Origin of the sequence: Streptomyces sp. NPDC052299, assembly GCF_040679335.1 — a bacterium.
GTDB lineage: Bacteria > Actinomycetota > Actinomycetes > Streptomycetales > Streptomycetaceae > Streptomyces.
In genome coordinates this window covers 97,073-113,181 of the sequence record NZ_JBFAUP010000012.1, presented here as the reverse complement: position 1 = coordinate 113,181, position 16,109 = coordinate 97,073, and the positions used below count along the sequence as shown (strand labels likewise).

The following is a 16,109-nucleotide window of genomic DNA, read 5'->3' as shown; positions in this document are numbered from 1 at the left end:
TCAGCCGCGCTTGGCGCCCTTCAGCAGCTTCTCGATCCGGGCGAGTTCCTTGTCGGTGAAGTCCAGGTTCCGGACCGTCTCGACGTTGTTCTCCAGCTGCGCGACGCTGCTCGCGCCGACCACGGCGGAGGTGACGCGCCCGCCGCGCAGCACCCAGGCCAGGGCCAGCTGGGCGAGCGACTGGCCGCGCGCGGCGGCGAGTTCGTTCAGTTCTCGGAGCCGGGACACCAGGTCCGGGGTGACGGCCTCGGCCGACAGGAAGGGGCTGCTGCCGGCGGCGCGGGAGCCCTCCGGAATGCCGTTGAGGTAGCGGTCGGAGAGGATGCCCTGTTCCAGCGGCGAGTAGGCGATGGACCCGACGCCCAGCTCGTCCAGGGCCGTGAGCAGTCCGTCCTCGGGGCGGCGGTCGAGCATCGAGTAGCGCGGCTGGTGGATCAGGAGCGGGGTGCCGAGCTCCTTCAGAATGCGGGCGGCCTCGCGGGTCTGCTCGGGTGAGTAGTTGGAGACGCCGACGTAGAGCGCCTTGCCCTGGCGCACCGCCGCGTCGAGCGCGCCCATGGTCTCTTCGAGCGGGGTCTCGGGGTCGGGCCGGTGCGAGTAGAAGATGTCGACGTAGTCCAGGCCGAGCCGGGTGAGGCTCTGGTCCAGCGAGGCGAGCAGGTTCTTGCGCGAACCCCACTCGCCGTACGGGCCGTCCCACATCAGGTAGCCGGCCTTGGTGGAGACGATGATCTCGTCCCGGTGGGCGGCGAAGTCCGTGGCGAGCGCCTTGCCCATCGCGGTCTCGGCGGAGCCGGGCGGCGGGCCGTAGTTGTTGGCCAGGTCGAAGTGGGTGATGCCGAGGTCGAAGGCGCGGCGCAGGATCTCGCCCTGGGTCTGCGGTGTCCGGTCCCCGCCGAAGTTGTGCCACAGGCCGAGCGAGAGGGCGGGCAGCTTCAGGCCGCTGCGCCCGGTGCGCCGGTAGGGCATGTTCGCGTAGCGGTCGGCGGACGGGAGATACATGCGGGCTCCATGAGAGAGGTGTTCCGGCCGTGACCGGCTGGCCGTCCCCAGGCTGGCCCACTTCGATCCAGTAGTCCAACAGGAGATTCCGCTGGGATTCAGGGCCTAGAGTTCTCAATCATGGAGTTGCGCCAGCTGGAACATTTCGTGGCCGTCGCCGAGGAACGGCATTTCACCCGCGCGGCGGAGCGGGTCGCCGTCTCGCAGTCCGGGCTCTCCGCCTCCGTGCGGGCACTGGAGCAGGAGCTGCGGACGCCGCTGTTCAGCCGGACCACGCGCAGCGTACGGCTGACCGAGGCGGGGCGCGCCCTGCTGGTCGAGGCGGAACGCACCCTGGCGGGGGTGCGGGCGGCGAAGGAGGCCGTCGACGCGGTACGGGGGCTGCTGCGCGGGACCCTGTCGGTGGGGGTGGAGCAGTGCGTGGCCGGGCTGCGGCTGCCCCGGCTGCTCGCCGCCTTCCACCACGCCCACCCGCACATGGAGATCCGGCTGCGCCAGGAGGGCACGGCGAGGCTGGTCGACGGGGTGGCGGGCGGGCGGCTCGACATCGCGTTCGCCGCGACGGTGGACCCGGCGGGCTGGCGCGGGGAGCTGGTCCCGCTGGCCCGGGAGCCCATGGTGCTGCTGTGCGCGCCGGGCCACCGGCTGGCGGCGGCGGACCGGGCGTCCTGGGCGGAGCTGTCCGGCGAGCCGTTCATCGACTTCCACCCGGACTTCGGGCCGCGCCGCGCGGCCGACGCGGCGTTCACGGCGGCCGGGGTGCGGCGCACGGTGGCCCTGGAGGTCACCGACGTGCACAGCCTGCTGGAGCTGGTGCACGAGCAGCTGGGCATCGCGCTCGTGCCGCACCACTTCTCCCGCAAGCCCGAGGCGTGCGGACTCGTCGCGGTGCGGCCCGAGGGTGCCGGTGAGGCGCATTACGAGAGTGCCGTGGTGCTCCCCGAGGCGCGGGCGCTGAGCCCGGGGGCGCGGGCCCTGATGGCGCTGCTGCGGGACGGGACCGGGAGCTGAGGCCGGGGGCGGGGGGCCCCGGCGCCCGGTTCAGCCCGTGGCCAGGACGAACCACCGCGCCGGGAGGTCGATCCGGGTGCCGTCGGGCAGGTTCTCGGTCTGCGGCAGGACCGTGTCGCCGCTGTCCAGGACGGTCAGCCCGGCCTCCGCGAGCAGCCGCGGGACCTCTTCGTCGGTGGCGCTCGCCGGTTTCAGCCCGTGTTCGAAGACCCGGCGCAGCTTCGGGCCGGGGCCGCCGGGGCCTTGCGAGGCGTGCTGCAGGACGTCCTTGGAGGCGGGGGTCAGCTCGGCGACGAAGGCCCGGCCGCGTGCGCCGAGGAGGGTGGCGACGGCGGCGGCGACGGCCGGGCGGGCCTCGGGCTCGCTCTGGTGGATCACCGCCCGCATGTAGACGTTCGCCTCGCCGATGCGCGCGTGCAGGGCGCGCACGGCGTCGGCGTCGGTGAGGTCGAGCGTCTCGTACGCGGCGGTCTCCGCCGGGTCCGCCTTCCGGGCGTGCTCGATCGCCGCTTCCGAGAGGTCGACGCCGAGGGCGCGGGGGAAGAGGGTCGCCAGGTGCCGGGTCTGGGTGCCGTTGCCGCAGCCGAGGTCCACGACCGGCAGGGTGGCGTCGGCGTGCGGGAGGAGCAGCCTGCTGTGCGGCACGGCGCTCAGATCGGGGCCGGAGTCCCAGATGGCCTCGCCGGGTTCGTCCGACGTGGCCGCCCAGAAGCCTTCCCACGCCTCGCGGTATTCCTGTGACACACCCATGCGTACTCCCAAGTCCCGTCGTGCAGGCTCATATTGCTCAGCCAGGGACTACTGCCCAGGGGTGCCCGGGGGCAAGGGTGCGGACGCGATCTCCTTGTCAGTGACGGCGGTCGGGCCGCGGCCGGGGGAAGCGGGACAGGGCCAGTTCGAACCAGACGGTCTTGCCGCGAGCGGTGCCGCTGGTCCCCCATTCCCTGGCGAGGCTGCTCACCACCACGAGTCCCCGGCCGGATTCGTCGCTGTCGGTGACGCCGAGGAGCGAGGCGGGGGCCGGTTCGTCGTCGCTGACCTCGCACAGCAGCGCGTCGGTGCGGACCAGCCGGAGTCCGATGTGGTGGGTGCGGCCGTGCTTGTAGGCGTTGGTGACCAGCTCGCTGACCATCAGCTCGGCCGCCTCCACGGCGTCGGGCAGCTCCCAGTCGAGGAGCCGGCCGCGCACCAGACGGCGGGCCCGGGACACCTCGCGGGGGTCCAGGGCGAGCTGCCACTCGGCGACGTCCTCGTCCGGGATGCCGTTGAGCCGGGCCATCAGCAGGGCGACGTCGTCCTTGCGGCCGTCCCCGGTGTTCAGGGCGCGGATGATGGTGTCGCAGGCGTCGTCCATCGAAGCGGCGGGGTGGGCGGCGGAGGCGCAGAGCGCGGCGAGCCCGGCCCCGATGTCCTGGCCGCGCACCTCGACCAGCCCGTCCGTGCACAGGACGAGGCGGTCCCCCGGGCGCACCCGCACGGTGGCGGTCTCGAAGGCGACCCCGCCGACTCCGATGGGCGCCCCGGTCGGCAGGTCCAGCAGCTCGGCCCGGCCGTCCTCGGCGCGGACCAGCACGGGCGGGATGTGACCGGCGTTGGCGATCTGGAGCTCGCCCGCGATCGGGTCGTAGACCGCGTACAGGCAGGTCGCGAGGTACTGCTCGCCGAGGCGCTGGGCGAGGTCGTCCAGATTGCGCAGCAGCTGGGCGGGCGGCATCTCCATGGTGGCCATGGTCAGCACCGCGGTCCGCAACTGGCCCATCATGGCCGCCGAGTTGAGCCCGTGTCCCATGACGTCGCCGACGACCAGCGCGGTGCGCGAGCCGGGGAGCTTCACCGAGTCGAACCAGTCGCCGCCGATCCGGCCGAGCCGGGTGCCCGGCAGATAGCGGGTCGCGATGTCGCAACCGGCCATGCGGGGGCTGACGTTGGGCAGCATGCTGTCCTGGAGCGTCTCCGCGACGTTCTCCTGGTAGGTGTACATGCGGGCGTTGTCCAGGACGAGACCGGCCCGCGCGGCGAGTTCGGCACCGGTGGTGCGGTCCATGTCGTCGAAGGGCTCGCGGCCGGGGCGGCGCATCAGGACCATGAAGCCGAGGACCACGTCGCGGGCCTTCAGCGGCACGATGAGCAGCGAACGGTCCGTGATCAGGGGGCGCAGGTCGCGCTTCTCGAACTCGCCGGAGATCCGGTTGCTCAGCTCCTCGCTCACATGGGGCACGAGGACGGGCTCGCCGGTGACCATGCACTGGAAGAACGGGGTGTGTTCGGGGAAGGCGATGGCCTCGCCGACGGGCACGGTGTCGTCCCAGCGGCCCGGTTCGTCGTTGTGCTCGACCCAGACGCGGTGCCAGATGGTGGTGACGTCGGGCGGTCCGTCGGGGAAGCCCTCACCGGCGAGGACGGCGGCGCGCAGATGCGTACCGGCGAAGTCGGAGAAGCGGGGGACGGCGGCGCTGGTGACCTCGCGGATGGTGCGTTCCAGGTCGAGGGAGCTGCCGATGCGGCCGCTCACCTCGTTGAGGAATTCCAGCCGCTCGCGGACCGCCGCGTACTCGAGGTCCAGCTCGGGGCGGGGCGCGGTGCTCCGGGCGGCCGCGCGCTCCTCCGCTTCGTACCGCTCCTCCCGCACCGGCAGCGCTCCGGCGCGCCTGGGCACGCCCCAGTCCGGGGTGACGGGGATGCGTTCGTGGTGGCTGAACTCCAGGACCGGGTAGCCCAGTTCGAGCACCTGGGCGACGATGCCGGTCGCCTCCTGGACGCTCATGTTCGGCAGGATCTCGGGCAGCCGCGCGGACAGCCCGGGGTGGCCGGGGAAGTCGGTGTGCAGGGCGAAGCCGGGGGCGACCGTACGGGCCGGGCCGTCCTCGCCCTCCTCCACGCCCCGCAGCTGCGCGCAGTCGGCGGCGAGCACGAGGAGCCTGGCCGGTCCGGGGCCCGCCAGCGGGTAGGCCCACCACAGCACGTCGATCCGGCCGTGCCCGGGCTCGTCCAGGCGGGCCCGGCCGGACGCCGGGTAGGGGAAGTCCCCGCTGAGCGAGCTGTCGAGCGCGGGGCCCTCGTCGTACTGAGCGGGTGCGCCGTTCACGCCCAGCACGCCGGAGACGGGCAGGAGTTCCCCGGCGGGGCAGCCGATCGCGTCCTCCCGGGCGACGCCGAAGAGCCTTCTCGCCCCGGACGACCAGTGCGAGACGAGCCCCTCCGCGTCGACCACGGCGACGGCGAGCGGCAGGCGGCCCGCCGTGCCGTCACCCGGCAGTGGTGTCCTCTGCGACGGCACACCGAGGTCCATGAGGGGAAGGCTCCTTCCTCACCGCGGCATTCCGCGGCGCGTGACTCCACGGTACGGGGATGCGACCGGCGCCCGCGGGTCATCGGCGGAATCCCCCTCGGGGGTGGTGCGCCCCGCGTGCTGCGGGGCGCAACGGCCCTCCTCGGCCCGGGCGTTCAGTCCTCGTGCCCCAGCTGGAGGTCGCGCTCGGTGCGCCCGCCGCCCGCGACCTGGAGGACCGTGGCGACGGGCGGGTAGCCGGCCGCGATCACGGTGTACTCGCCGGTGGACAGGTCCACGAAGCGGAACGCGCCGTCCGGGCCGGTGGTCACGGTGTCCACGACGTTCCCCGCCGCGTCCAGGAGCGTGACCCGGGCGTCCTCGACGGGCCGACCGGCGGTGGCCCGGACGATCCCGCGGAGCACGGCGCCGCCGGCAAGTTCGATGTCCTGCCGGGTCTCCCGGGCCGCCTGCACGCTGACCGGGAGCGCGGCGGGCCGGAAGGCCGGGGCGGAGGCGGCGAGGGTGTACTCGCCGGCGACGAGCTCGGTGATCACATAGCCGCCCTCGCGCCCGCTGCGCGTGGAGGCGACGACCTCGCCGCGTACGTCGGTCAGCGTGACGGCCGCGTCGCGCACGGGGACCCCGTCGGCCGTGACGACGGTGCCGGCGAGCCGGCCGGCGCCACCGAGCACCACGTCCAGCTCGACCGGGCGTTCGCCGACGGTGACGCTGACCGCCTGCGGCTGGTGGCCCCCCGCGGCGGCGATCAGGACGTACGAACCGGCGCCCGGCACGCTGAGCGCGTAACGCCCCTCGTCACCGCTGGCGCCCCGGCCGACCTGCTGGCCCTGGACGTCGATGAGGGTGAGGGCGGCGCGCGGCACCTTCGTACCGTCGGAGTGCTGGACGCTGCCGGATACCGGGACGCCGGAGAGGTAGCCGGCGGACGGCACGGCGGCGTCGGTGCGGGCGGAGGGGATCGGGGTGTACTCGGCGGTGGCTTCGGGGCCTGCGGTGGTTTCGGGGCTGTGGGACACCAGCGGTTTCTCCTTGAGGAAGAAGGCGAAGAACAGGCCGAGCACGAGGACCGGCACGAGGTAGAGGAAGATCCGGGGCATCGCGTCGGCGTACGCCTGGATGTAGGCGTCCCGCAGCGCGGGCTCCATCGTGTGGACCAGCTGCGGGCTGATCGACTCCGGGTCCGGGAGGTCCGCCCCGGAGGGCAGCCGGACGGCGAGCGCGTCGGCCAGCCGCCCGGCGAACAGGGTGCCGAAGACGGCGGCGCCGACGCTGCCGCCGATCTGCCGGAAGTAGTTGTTGGCGCTGGTCGCGGTGCCCAGGTCGGCGGGGCGCACGGAGTTCTGCACGGCGAGGACCAGGACCGGCATGATCATGCCGATGCCGAGGCCGAGGACCGCCTGCGCGATGCTGTATTCGAGGCGCGCGGTGTCGGTCTCCAGCCGGGACAGCAGCCACATGCCCACCGCCGAGACCGCGCTGCCCGCGATCGGATAGACGCGGTAGCGCCCGGTGCGGGAGATGAGCTGGCCCGAGACCACGGAGGCGCCGACGATGCCGCCCATCATGGGGAGCATCAGCAGCCCGGACTCGGTGGCGGTGGCCCCGTCGACCATCTGGAGGAAGGTCGGCAGGTAGCTGGCCGCGCCGAACAGCGCCACGCCGACGACCGCGCCGACCAGGGCGGTCACGTTGAAGATCGAGTCGCGGAACAGCCGGAGCGGGATGATGGGTTCGGCGGCGCGGCGCTCCACGAGGAGGAACAGCAGAGTCGTTCCGGCAGCCCCGGCGCCGAGCCCCAGGATGGTGCCCGAGCCCCAGGCGTACTCCGTGCCGCCCCAGCTGGTCAGCAGCACCAGGCAGGTGGAGGCGGCGGCGAGGAGGGCGGCGCCGAGGATGTCGAGCCGGGGGCGGACGGTGGGCCGGGGGAGCTTGAGGACGACGGTGATCACGGCGAGGGTGACCAGGCCGAACGGCACGTTGATGTAGAAGCACCAGCGCCAGGAGGCGTGGTCCGTGAAGAAGCCGCCGAGCAGCGGCCCGGCCACCGAGGCGAGGCCGAAGGCGGCGCCGATGAGGCCCATGAACCGGCCGCGCTCGCGGGGCGGGACGACGTCCGCGATGATCGCCTGCACGCCGATCATCAGCCCGCCGCCACCGATGCCCTGGAGCGCCCGGAAGGCGATGAGCTGGTCCATGGTGCGGGACCAGCCGGCCAGCGCGGAGCCGACGACGAAGACGACGATGGCGAACTGGAAGACGCCCTTGCGGCCGAAGAGGTCGCCCAGCTTCCCGTAGACCGGCAGTCCGATCGTGGAGGCGAGCAGATAGGCGGTGACCGCCCAGGACATCTTCTCCAGGCCGTGCAGCTCGCCGACGATCTTCGGGAGCGCGGTGGCGACGATCATCTGGTCGAGCGCCGCGAGCAGGAGCGTGAGCATCAGCCCGACGAAGACCAGCCGGATGCGGCGGGGGTCCGTCCCGATGCCGTCGGAGGTGTCACCGGCGGTGGTCTCCGCCGGGGCGGGGGGCGGTGGGGGCGGGACCGGCGCGGGCGCCGTTTCGGCGTCCCCCGGGCCGCCCGGCTCGTCCTCCAACAGTGTGATGCCACCCACCACGTGCCGCTCCCCTCGTCGCGCTGCCGCACATTTCTCGCATCGCGCGACAAGTGAGGGCAAACGCGACGGGGGGCGCCGGCGGCGCACTCAGGGGGCGTATCCGCCGGTGGGAGGCACTACGGCGCACAACCGTCCCGCCGCAAAGACCACCCGAACCGGTGAGGCCGGGCGGTGACGACGCGGGGTCAGTTCTCGACCTCGGCGGCGAGGTTGGCCAGCAGTTCGTCGTGGATGCGGGCGAGGCCCTTGGGCGCGAAGGCCCTCTCGAAGAAGCCGCCGATGCCGCCGGCTCCGTCCCACACGGTCGCGACGACGGCCTTGGACCTGCCCTCGCCCGCCGGGGTGACGGTCCAGGTGGTGACCATCGAGGAGTTCCGGTCCTTCTCCACGAGCTGCCCGTCGGTCGGCTCGGTGACCTCCAGGAGGCAGTCGCGCACCCGCTTGCTGGTGGCCTGGAGCTTCCAGTGGACGAGGGTGCCCTCGCCGTCTCCGCCCTCGCGCACCTCGTACTCGCTGTAGTGGGCGGGGAGCACCTTGCCGCGGACCTCCTTGTAGTCGGCCAGCGCGTCGAACACCGCCTCCGCGTCCGCCGCGATGATCCGCTCCGTCGTGGCTTCGACCTGCGCCATGCCTGCTCCTCCAGCACTCGGTTCTTCGGGGTGTGCTGAGCCAACCACCTCGCGTGTCGGGCTCAAAATCCGGGCCGGGACGAAGGGGAAAAAACGATCATGGGAACAAGTGTTCTATTCTCGGTCCAGAACTACCGAGGAGGCGTCCATGCGCTGGGACAATCTGGCTGAAGACAACGCCAACCACCCCACGAGCGGTACGGGTGCGCTCTTCGCCGCCGACGCGGTGACCACCCGCACCTTCGACACCCCGGAATTCCGGGGCATCACCTTCCACGAGATCCGGGCCCGCTCGATCGTGAACCGGGTGCCCGGCGCTTCCCGGATGCCGTTCGAATGGACCGTGAACCCGTACCGGGGCTGCACGCACGCCTGCGTCTACTGCTTCGCCCGCAAGACCCACAGCTATCTCGACCTCGACACCGGGCTCGGCTTCGACTCGCAGATCGTCGTCAAGGTCAACGCCCCGGAGCTGGTCCGCCGCGAGATCGCCTCGCCGCGCTGGCACGGCGCGCACGTCGCCATGGGCACCAACGTCGACTGCTACCAGCGGGCGGAGGGCCGCTACCGGCTGATGCCCGGCATCCTGAGCGCCCTGCGCGACCACGCGAACCCGTTCTCGATCCTGACGAAGGGCACGCTGATCCTGCGCGACCTGGAACTGCTCCGGCAGGCCGCCGAGGTCACCGAGGTCGGCGTCTCGGTCTCGGTGGGCTTCACCGACCCGGAGCTGTGGCGGACCGTGGAGCCCGGCACCCCCTCGCCCGAGCGCCGGCTCGACGTCGTACGGAGGCTGAGCGAGGTGGGCATCGGCTGCGGGGTGCTGATGGCCCCGGTCATCCCGCATCTCGGCGACAGCCCCGAGCAGCTGCGGGCCACCGTCCGCGCGATCGCCGCAGCCGGCGCGACGTCGGTGACCCCGCTCGTCCTGCACCTGCGCCCCGGCGCCCGGGAGTGGTTCATGGAGTGGCTGGGCCGCCACCACCCGCATCTCGTACGGCGTTACGAGCGGCTGTACGCGGACGGCGCCTACGCGCCGACCTGGTACCAGCGCCGCATCACCCGGTACGTGCACGAGCTGGCGGCCGAGTACGGCATCGGGCCCGCCCACCGGGGCACCGCCCGCCGCCTCCCCCGGCGCGAGCCGCGGGCACCGCTCGACGGCTCGCAGCCCACCCAGCTCACCCTGCTCTGAGCGGGCGGGGCCGCACGGGGCACGCAAACGGGTCATCTCTCACCACAACGGGTCCTTCCGGCTCCGATTGCGGGGAACATGCGGCGGGGGCTGCGTACCGCGCAGCCGTGTTCCCCCATCCCGGGAGGCCATATGACGAACCGTTCCGTACTGCTGTGCGCCCTCGGGGCGACGGTCGCAGGTCTGGTGACCGCCGCGCCGGCCACGGCGGACGCCCCGACGCCGCGTGCCGCACCGCTCGCCTGGAAGGACTGCGGTACGAAGTCCGCCCCGACGCTCCAGTGCGCGACGGTGCGTTCCCCGCTCGACCACGACGACCCGACGGGCCGCCAGGTCACGCTGGCCCTGACGCGCGTGCCGCACACCTCGAAGACCTTCCAGGGCCCGCTGCTGGTGAACCCGGGCGGGCCCGGCGGCAGCGGCCTGTCGATGGCCCCCTTCGTCGCCGCCTCGCTGCCGGAGAAGGTCGCCTCGCAGTACGACGTGATCGGTTTCGACCCGCGCGGCGTCGGGATGAGCCGCCCGGCCCTGGACTGCCTGCCCGGCTACTTCGACCCGGTCAGGCCCGACCCCGTACCGCAGTCGCTCGGCGGCGAGCGGGTCAACCGCAACCGTGCCCGTGACTTCGCCGCGGCCTGCGGCGAGAAGTACCCGGACCTGCTCCCGTACATGGACACGGTGAGCGCGGCCAAGGACCTGGACGTGATCCGCCGTGCGACCGGGGCGCGGCAGCTGAACTACTTCGGCTACTCCTACGGCACCTATCTGGGCGCGGTGTACGCGAAGCTCTTCCCGGACCGCGTCCGGCGCCTGGTCCTCGACTCGAACGTGGACCCCGAGGGCGTCTGGTACGACGACAACCTCACCCAGGACTACGCGTTCGACACCCGGCACAAGGCGTTCGCCGCCTGGGTCGCGAAGTACGACGCCACCTATCACCTGGGCGGTGACCCGGCGGAGGTCGAGGCCGCCTGGTACCGGATGCGGGACGCGGTGAAGAAGCGTCCGGCGGGCAAGAAGGTCGGCGCGGGCGAACTGGACGACACCTTCCTGCCCGGCGGCTACTACAACGGCTACTGGCCGGTGCTGGCCGAGGCGTTCGCCGCGTACGTCAACGACAAGGACGAGAAGCCGCTCGTCGCGGCGTTCGAACGGTTCGGCGCGGTGGACGCGGAGGGCGACAACGGCTACTCGGTCTACACGGCCGTGCAGTGCCGGGACGCCGACTGGCCGCGCGACTGGAACACCTGGCGCAACGACACCTGGCGGGTGCACGCGAAGGCCCCGTTCATGGCCTGGGGCAACACCTGGTACAACGCGCCGTGCGCCGACTGGCCGGTGGAGCCGCTGAACCCGGTGCGGGTGTCCAACCACGCCCTGCCCCCGGTGCTGCTGTTCCAGGCGACGGACGACGCGGCCACCCCGTACGAGGGCGGAGTCACCCTGCACCGCAAGCTGCGCGGCTCGCGCCTGGTGGTCGAGCAGGGCGGCGGCAACCACGGCGTCACCCTGAGCGGCAACGCCTGCCTGGACCGCTACCTGACGGACTACCTGGCGAAGGGCACCGTCCCCCGCGCCGGCCGGGGCGAGGCGGACGCGGTCTGCGCGAAGACCCCCGACCCGAAGCCGGAACCCGCCAAGTCGGCCCGCCCGGCGGCCCGCCCGGACCAGGGCGGCACACTGCACGGGCTGCTGGGGTTCCGGGGCTGAACGACCGGGGCCGAACGAGGGGCAAACCAGGACGCCGAGGGGCGCACGCGGAAGGACCGCGTGCGCCCCTTCGCTCATGGCGCCGGCAGCCGGCCCAGTGCCTCCCGCGCCGCCTCCGCCAGCCGGGGGCGGGGCAGCGCCGCCTCCAGGACCGGGCGGGCGGCGGCGTCCCCCAGCGTGCCCAGGCCCTCGACGCAGGCGAGTGCGACGCGCCAGTGCGGTTCGTCGGGGCCCAGCAGCCGGGACAGCGTGGTCACGAGGGCCGGTACGGACTCCGGGGCCCGGAGCGCGGTGAGCAGGCGGACCGGGTGGAGGGCGTAGGCGGTGCGCAGGGAGTTGGTGGCGAGGGCCGCCGCGGCGCGCGGGGTGCGGGGGTCGCCGAGGCGGGCCAGGGCGTGGGCGGCGCTGACGCAGCGGTCGGGGTCGCGGTGGTTGAGGAGGAGCACCAGCGTCTCGAAGGCGCGGCGGTCCCCGGCGCAGCCCAGCCGGAAGGCGGCGATCTCGCGGGCCCAGAGCGGGCGTTCGCGCTCGACCAGCACCCGGGCCAGTTCCTCGTCGTCCTCGGTGGCGAGCAGGGCGCGGCAGGCCGCCGACTCCCCCGCCTCGTCGGTCAGCCGGTGCGCCAGTGACCGGAACTCCTCGTCGTCCATGACCGTCAGCGTATCGACGGACACGGTGCGTATCGCCGGGGTCCCGAAATGTGGCACGGGCCACAACTGGCCAGGGCTGGCGCGCTCGTTACTCGCTGGTTAAGCTCAGTTGAGCGGGACGTGCTCCCGTCGCTCCGGTGGCCTGGTGACGCAGCCACCCGGAGTGTTGTCGGTTCGGCAGCTGTACGAGACGCGGCCCCGGGACAGGGTCCGTCGTCGCTCCTTTCCGGTCCCGGGCGTGGATCACGCCCGGCGGTCGGACACCACGACAGGCACCTCCCGCACGCCCGCGCCGCGCGCCCCGTGCGTCCCCTCAGTCGTCACTCATCCCTGGAGTCCCGTGATGGACATCCCTCTCTCCACCATTGCCGTCGTCGGCCTCGGCACGATGGGCACCGGAATCGCCGAGGTCCTGGCCCGCTCCGGCCGCGAGGTCATCGGCATCGACACCGACGAGACCGCCGCCCGCCGGGCCGTCGCCTCGCTGGAGGCGTCCACCGCCCGCGCCGTGGAGCGCGGGCGGATCACCGAGGAGGAACGGCGCGACGCGCTCGCCCGCTTCCGTACGTTCTCCGAACTCCGGGCCGCCGCCGACGCGGAGCTGGTCATCGAGGTCGTGCCGGAGTCGTACGAGATCAAGCAGCAGGTCTTCCGGGAGCTCGACGCGATCGTCTCCCCGGCCACGATCCTCGCGACCGGCACCAACGCCCTGTCGGTGACCCGTCTCGCGGCCGAGTCGCAGCGCCCCGAGCGGGTCCTGGGCCTGCACTTCTTCAATCCGGCACCGGCGATGAAGCTGGTCGAGGTGGTCTCCTCGGTGCTGACGGCCCCGCCCGCAGTCGAGGCGGTCACCGAGCTGGCCCGCCTGCTGGGCAAGGAGCCGGTGGCGATCGGCGACCGGCCCGGGTTCGTCGCGGACGGCCTGCTCTTCGGCTACCTCAACCAGGCCGCCGCCATGTACGAGGCGAACTACGCCACCCGCGAGGACATCGACGCCGCGATGAAGCTGGGCTGCGGCCTGCCCATGGGCCCGCTGGCCCTGCTGGACCTGATCGGCATCGACACGGCCCGGACGGTCCTGGAGGCGATGTACTCCGCCTCGCACGACCGTCTGCACGCCCCGGCGCCCGTTCTCGGCCAGCTCGCCTCCGCCGGCCTGACCGGCCGCAAGGCGGGCCGCGGCTTCTACACCTACGCCGAGCCGGGCAGCCAGACGGTGGTGCCGGACGCGCTGACGCCCGCGCCGCGCGGCGCGGAGGCCGCCGGGCGCCCCGTGCGGTCGGTGGGCGTCGCTGGCTCGGGGACGATGGCCTCGGGAATCGCGGAGGTCTTCGCCAAGGCGGGCTACGACGTGGTGCTCGCCGCGCGCGGCCAGGAGAAGGCCGACCTCGCCAAGGCCCGGATCGCCAAGTCGCTGGACCGGTCGGTCACCAAGGGGCGGCTGAGCGAGGAGGCCCGGGACGAGGCGCTGGGCAGGATCACGGCGGCGGCCTCGCTGGACGCCTTCGCGGAGGTGAACCTGGCCGTGGAGGCGGTCGCCGAGGACCTGCTGGTCAAGCAGGAGCTGTTCGCCACGCTGGACAAGGTGTGCCGGCCGGGTGCGGTGCTGGCCACGACGACCTCCTCGCTGCCGGTCGTCGCGATCGCCCGGGCCACCGGGCGGCCCGAGGACGTCGTCGGGATGCACTTCTTCAACCCGGCGCCCGCGATGAAGCTGGTCGAGGTCGTGCGGACGGTGCTCACCGCGGACGAGGTGCACGCCACGGTGCACGAGGTGTGCCACACGGTCCGCAAGCACCCGGTGGACTGCGGGGACCGGGCCGGCTTCATCGTGAACGCGCTGCTGTTCCCGTACCTCAACAACGCCATCAAGATGGTCGAGGAGCACTACGCGTCCCTCGATGACATCGACGCGGCGATGAAGCTGGGCGGCGGCTACCCGATGGGTCCGTTCGAGCTGCTAGACGTGGTCGGGCTCGATGTGTCGCTGGCCATCGAGAAGGTGCTCCACAACGAGTTCCGCGACCCGGGCCTGGCGCCCGCCCCGCTCCTGGAGCACCTGGTGGCCGCGGGCTGCCTCGGCCGCAAGACGGGGCGCGGATTCCGCGAATATGCCCGGCGCTGACCCGGGCGCGGGCTGGGGCGGGCTGCTCGGACCTCCGGGCGGTCCGCCCCCGCAGGCGCGCTCTCCCGCCCCCATGCAGTACGTTCACACCATGTCCCAGCCCGCCAGGTCCACCCGTGTGTCCGCCGCGCCCGACGTGCCGGAGAGTGCCGCAGGCACCCGAGCCGCCGCCCAGCGGCTCAAAATGCGCCGCGAGCTGGCCGCCGCGGCCATGGAACTCTTCGCGACGAAGGGGTACGAAGCGACCACGGTCGATGAGATCGCCGGTGCGGCAGGCGTGGCCCGGCGGACCTTCTTCCGCCACTTCCGCTCCAAGGAAGAGGCCATCTTCCCGGACCACGACGACACCCTCGTACGGGCCGAGGCCGTCCTCAACGCGGCCCCCGCGCACGAGCACCCGCTCGACACGGTGTGCCGCGGCATCAAGGAAGTCATGAAGATGTACGCGGCCAAGCCCGCGGTCTCCGTGGCCCGTTACAAGCTGACCCGCGAGGTGCCGACCCTGCGCCAGGCGGAGATCGCCTCGGTGGCCCGCTACGAGCGGCTGTTCACGCGCTATCTGCTGGGCCACTTCGACGAGCGCGACCATCACCCCGGCAACGACGACCCGTTGCTGGCGGAGGTCGCCGCGTCCGCCGTCGTCACCGCGCACAACCATGTGCTGCGCCGCTGGCTGCGGGCGGACGGGCAGGGCGACGTGGAGGCGCAGCTCGACCAGGCGTTCGCCATCGTGCGCGACACCTTCGGTACGGGCATAGGCGCGGGCCGCACGGCGGGCGCCGAGCCCGCCCAGCCGCCGGCCGCCTCGGTGGAGACCCAGGGCGAGGTGCTGGTCGCGGTGGCGCGCACGGACGCGCCCCTGGACGAAGTCATGCGGACGATCCAGCAGGCCCTCAAGGAGCGCTGAGCGGGAATCCGTTTGCCGGGCGGGCCCCCCGGTGCTGAGGTGTGCGGATGAACGATCATGTGACATCCGAACCCGCCCGGCTCCTCGCCCGCTACGACCGGGTCATGCGCGAGGGCGCCCGCCCCGAGAGCCCGGGTGCCCGCGTCGCACGCGTGGGGGACGTCGTCCGGCACGAGGGCGCGGCGCACGACTGGCACGGGGTGCTGTGGTCGGCGCCGGACCTGGACGCCGCCCGCGCGGACGAGGCGATCGCGGAGCAGGTGGCGTACTGCGAGCGGACGGGCTGCGAGGAGTTCGAGTGGAAGCTCTACGGACACGACCGGCCCGCCGACCTGGGCGCGCGCCTGCTGGCGGCCGGCTTCGAGGCCGAGGAGCCGGAGACCCTGCTGGTGGCGCGGGTGGCGGAGCTCGCCGCGGAGGTGCGGCTGCCGGAGGGCGTCCGGCTCGAGGAGGTGCGGGACGAGGCGGGGGCGGAGCTGATGGCGCGCGCCAATGAGCGGGCGTTCGGCCGGGACGGTTCGTGGCTGCGCCGCCTGGTCCTGGACCGGCTGCGGGAGGACCCGGAGCATTTCGTGGCGCTCGTGGCCATGGCGGGCGACGAGCCGGTCAGCTCCGCCCGGATGGACTTGTACCCGGGCACGGGCTTCGGGGGGCTGTGGGGCGGGGGCACGGACCCCGCGTGGCGCGGGCGCGGCGTCTACCGGGCGCTGGTGGACTTCCGGGCCGGCGTGGCGGCGGAGCGGGGCTACGACTTCCTCCAGGTCGACGCCACCGAGGACAGCCGCCCGATCCTGGAGCGCCTCGGCTTCACGGCGCTGACGAGCACGACTCCGTACATCTACCGACGCACGCGCGCCTGACCGGCGAAATCAGGGCGAACCAGCCGATACCGCCACCCATGTTGCTCATGCGTGGCGGTCGACTGACAATTGAGGGAAATTACTGGCACCGAGTGCCTTGTCAGCTGTCACGC

12 protein-coding genes are annotated in these 16,109 nt (G+C 73.0%); 6 read left to right on the top strand and 6 right to left on the bottom strand.

The window, feature by feature from the left end; translation table 11 throughout:
• Entirely contained in the window at positions 1-1,002 is a 1,002-nt protein-coding gene (locus AB0L33_RS21415; protein WP_365683700.1) for an aldo/keto reductase, read from the bottom strand.
• A gap of 120 nt (positions 1,003-1,122) precedes the next feature.
• Here AB0L33_RS21415 and AB0L33_RS21410 point away from each other — a divergent pair, with 120 nt between their 5' ends.
• A complete protein-coding gene (locus tag AB0L33_RS21410) occupies positions 1,123-2,013 on the top strand; it encodes a LysR family transcriptional regulator (RefSeq protein ID WP_365683698.1) in 891 nt (296 codons plus the stop codon).
• Between the two features lie 30 nt (positions 2,014-2,043).
• Here AB0L33_RS21410 and AB0L33_RS21405 read toward each other — a convergent pair whose 3' ends face one another.
• From AB0L33_RS21405 to AB0L33_RS21390, 4 genes are all read right to left on the bottom strand, one after another.
• Entirely contained in the window at positions 2,044-2,763 is a 720-nt protein-coding gene (locus tag AB0L33_RS21405) for a class I SAM-dependent methyltransferase (RefSeq protein ID WP_365683696.1), read from the bottom strand.
• Between the two features lie 97 nt (positions 2,764-2,860).
• Entirely contained in the window at positions 2,861-5,302 is a 2,442-nt protein-coding gene (locus AB0L33_RS21400) for a SpoIIE family protein phosphatase (RefSeq protein ID WP_365683694.1), read from the bottom strand.
• Between the two features lie 155 nt (positions 5,303-5,457).
• Positions 5,458-7,920 carry an MFS transporter gene (locus tag AB0L33_RS21395; protein ID WP_365683692.1) on the bottom strand — a complete coding sequence of 821 codons (2,463 nt, stop codon included), beginning with the start codon at positions 7,918-7,920 and terminating at the stop codon, positions 5,458-5,460.
• Positions 7,921-8,105: 185 nt separating this feature from the next.
• The gene (locus AB0L33_RS21390) at positions 8,106-8,549 is read right to left on the bottom strand and encodes an SRPBCC family protein (RefSeq protein ID WP_365683690.1); all 444 of its coding nucleotides are present in this window, start codon (positions 8,547-8,549) and stop codon (positions 8,106-8,108) included.
• Between the two features lie 148 nt (positions 8,550-8,697).
• Between AB0L33_RS21390 and AB0L33_RS21385 the strand changes: the two genes are divergently transcribed.
• Together AB0L33_RS21385 and AB0L33_RS21380 are read left to right on the top strand one after the other, a co-directional pair.
• A complete protein-coding gene (locus tag AB0L33_RS21385) occupies positions 8,698-9,744 on the top strand; it encodes an Rv2578c family radical SAM protein (protein ID WP_365683688.1) in 1,047 nt (348 codons plus the stop codon).
• Between the two features lie 132 nt (positions 9,745-9,876).
• A complete protein-coding gene (locus AB0L33_RS21380; RefSeq protein WP_365683685.1) occupies positions 9,877-11,454 on the top strand; it encodes an alpha/beta hydrolase in 1,578 nt (525 codons plus the stop codon).
• Between the two features lie 74 nt (positions 11,455-11,528).
• Here AB0L33_RS21380 and AB0L33_RS21375 read toward each other — a convergent pair whose 3' ends face one another.
• Positions 11,529-12,128, bottom strand: coding sequence for an adenylosuccinate lyase (locus AB0L33_RS21375; RefSeq protein ID WP_365683682.1), 600 nt, complete (start codon positions 12,126-12,128; stop codon positions 11,529-11,531).
• A gap of 319 nt (positions 12,129-12,447) precedes the next feature.
• Between AB0L33_RS21375 and AB0L33_RS21370 the strand changes: the two genes are divergently transcribed.
• The 3 genes from AB0L33_RS21370 (at position 12,448) to AB0L33_RS21360 (ending at position 15,996) form a co-directional block, all read left to right on the top strand.
• Positions 12,448-14,229 (top strand): 3-hydroxybutyryl-CoA dehydrogenase, encoded by a 1,782-nt coding sequence (locus AB0L33_RS21370; protein ID WP_365683680.1) that lies wholly within the window; start codon positions 12,448-12,450, stop codon positions 14,227-14,229.
• 91 nt (positions 14,230-14,320) lie between these two features.
• Positions 14,321-15,136, top strand: a complete 816-nt coding sequence (locus AB0L33_RS21365) for a TetR family transcriptional regulator (RefSeq protein ID WP_365683678.1) — start codon at positions 14,321-14,323, stop codon at positions 15,134-15,136.
• Between the two features lie 47 nt (positions 15,137-15,183).
• Positions 15,184-15,996, top strand: coding sequence for a GNAT family N-acetyltransferase (locus AB0L33_RS21360; RefSeq protein ID WP_365683676.1), 813 nt, complete (start codon positions 15,184-15,186; stop codon positions 15,994-15,996).
• Positions 15,997-16,109: the final 113 nt, after the last annotated feature.

Coding starts and splice junctions, on each gene's coding strand:
- AB0L33_RS21365 (WP_365683678.1), top strand. CDS start 14,321: ATGTCCCAGCCCGCCAGGTCCACCCGTGTGTCCGCCGCGCCCGACGTG.
- AB0L33_RS21410 (WP_365683698.1), top strand. CDS start 1,123: ATGGAGTTGCGCCAGCTGGAACATTTCGTGGCCGTCGCCGAGGAACGG.
- AB0L33_RS21370 (WP_365683680.1), top strand. CDS start 12,448: ATGGACATCCCTCTCTCCACCATTGCCGTCGTCGGCCTCGGCACGATG.
- AB0L33_RS21405 (WP_365683696.1), bottom strand. CDS start 2,763: ATGGGTGTGTCACAGGAATACCGCGAGGCGTGGGAAGGCTTCTGGGCG.
- AB0L33_RS21360 (WP_365683676.1), top strand. CDS start 15,184: ATGAACGATCATGTGACATCCGAACCCGCCCGGCTCCTCGCCCGCTAC.
- AB0L33_RS21415 (WP_365683700.1), bottom strand. CDS start 1,002: ATGTATCTCCCGTCCGCCGACCGCTACGCGAACATGCCCTACCGGCGC.
- AB0L33_RS21385 (WP_365683688.1), top strand. CDS start 8,698: ATGCGCTGGGACAATCTGGCTGAAGACAACGCCAACCACCCCACGAGC.
- AB0L33_RS21380 (WP_365683685.1), top strand. CDS start 9,877: ATGACGAACCGTTCCGTACTGCTGTGCGCCCTCGGGGCGACGGTCGCA.
- AB0L33_RS21400 (WP_365683694.1), bottom strand. CDS start 5,302: ATGGACCTCGGTGTGCCGTCGCAGAGGACACCACTGCCGGGTGACGGC.
- AB0L33_RS21390 (WP_365683690.1), bottom strand. CDS start 8,549: ATGGCGCAGGTCGAAGCCACGACGGAGCGGATCATCGCGGCGGACGCG.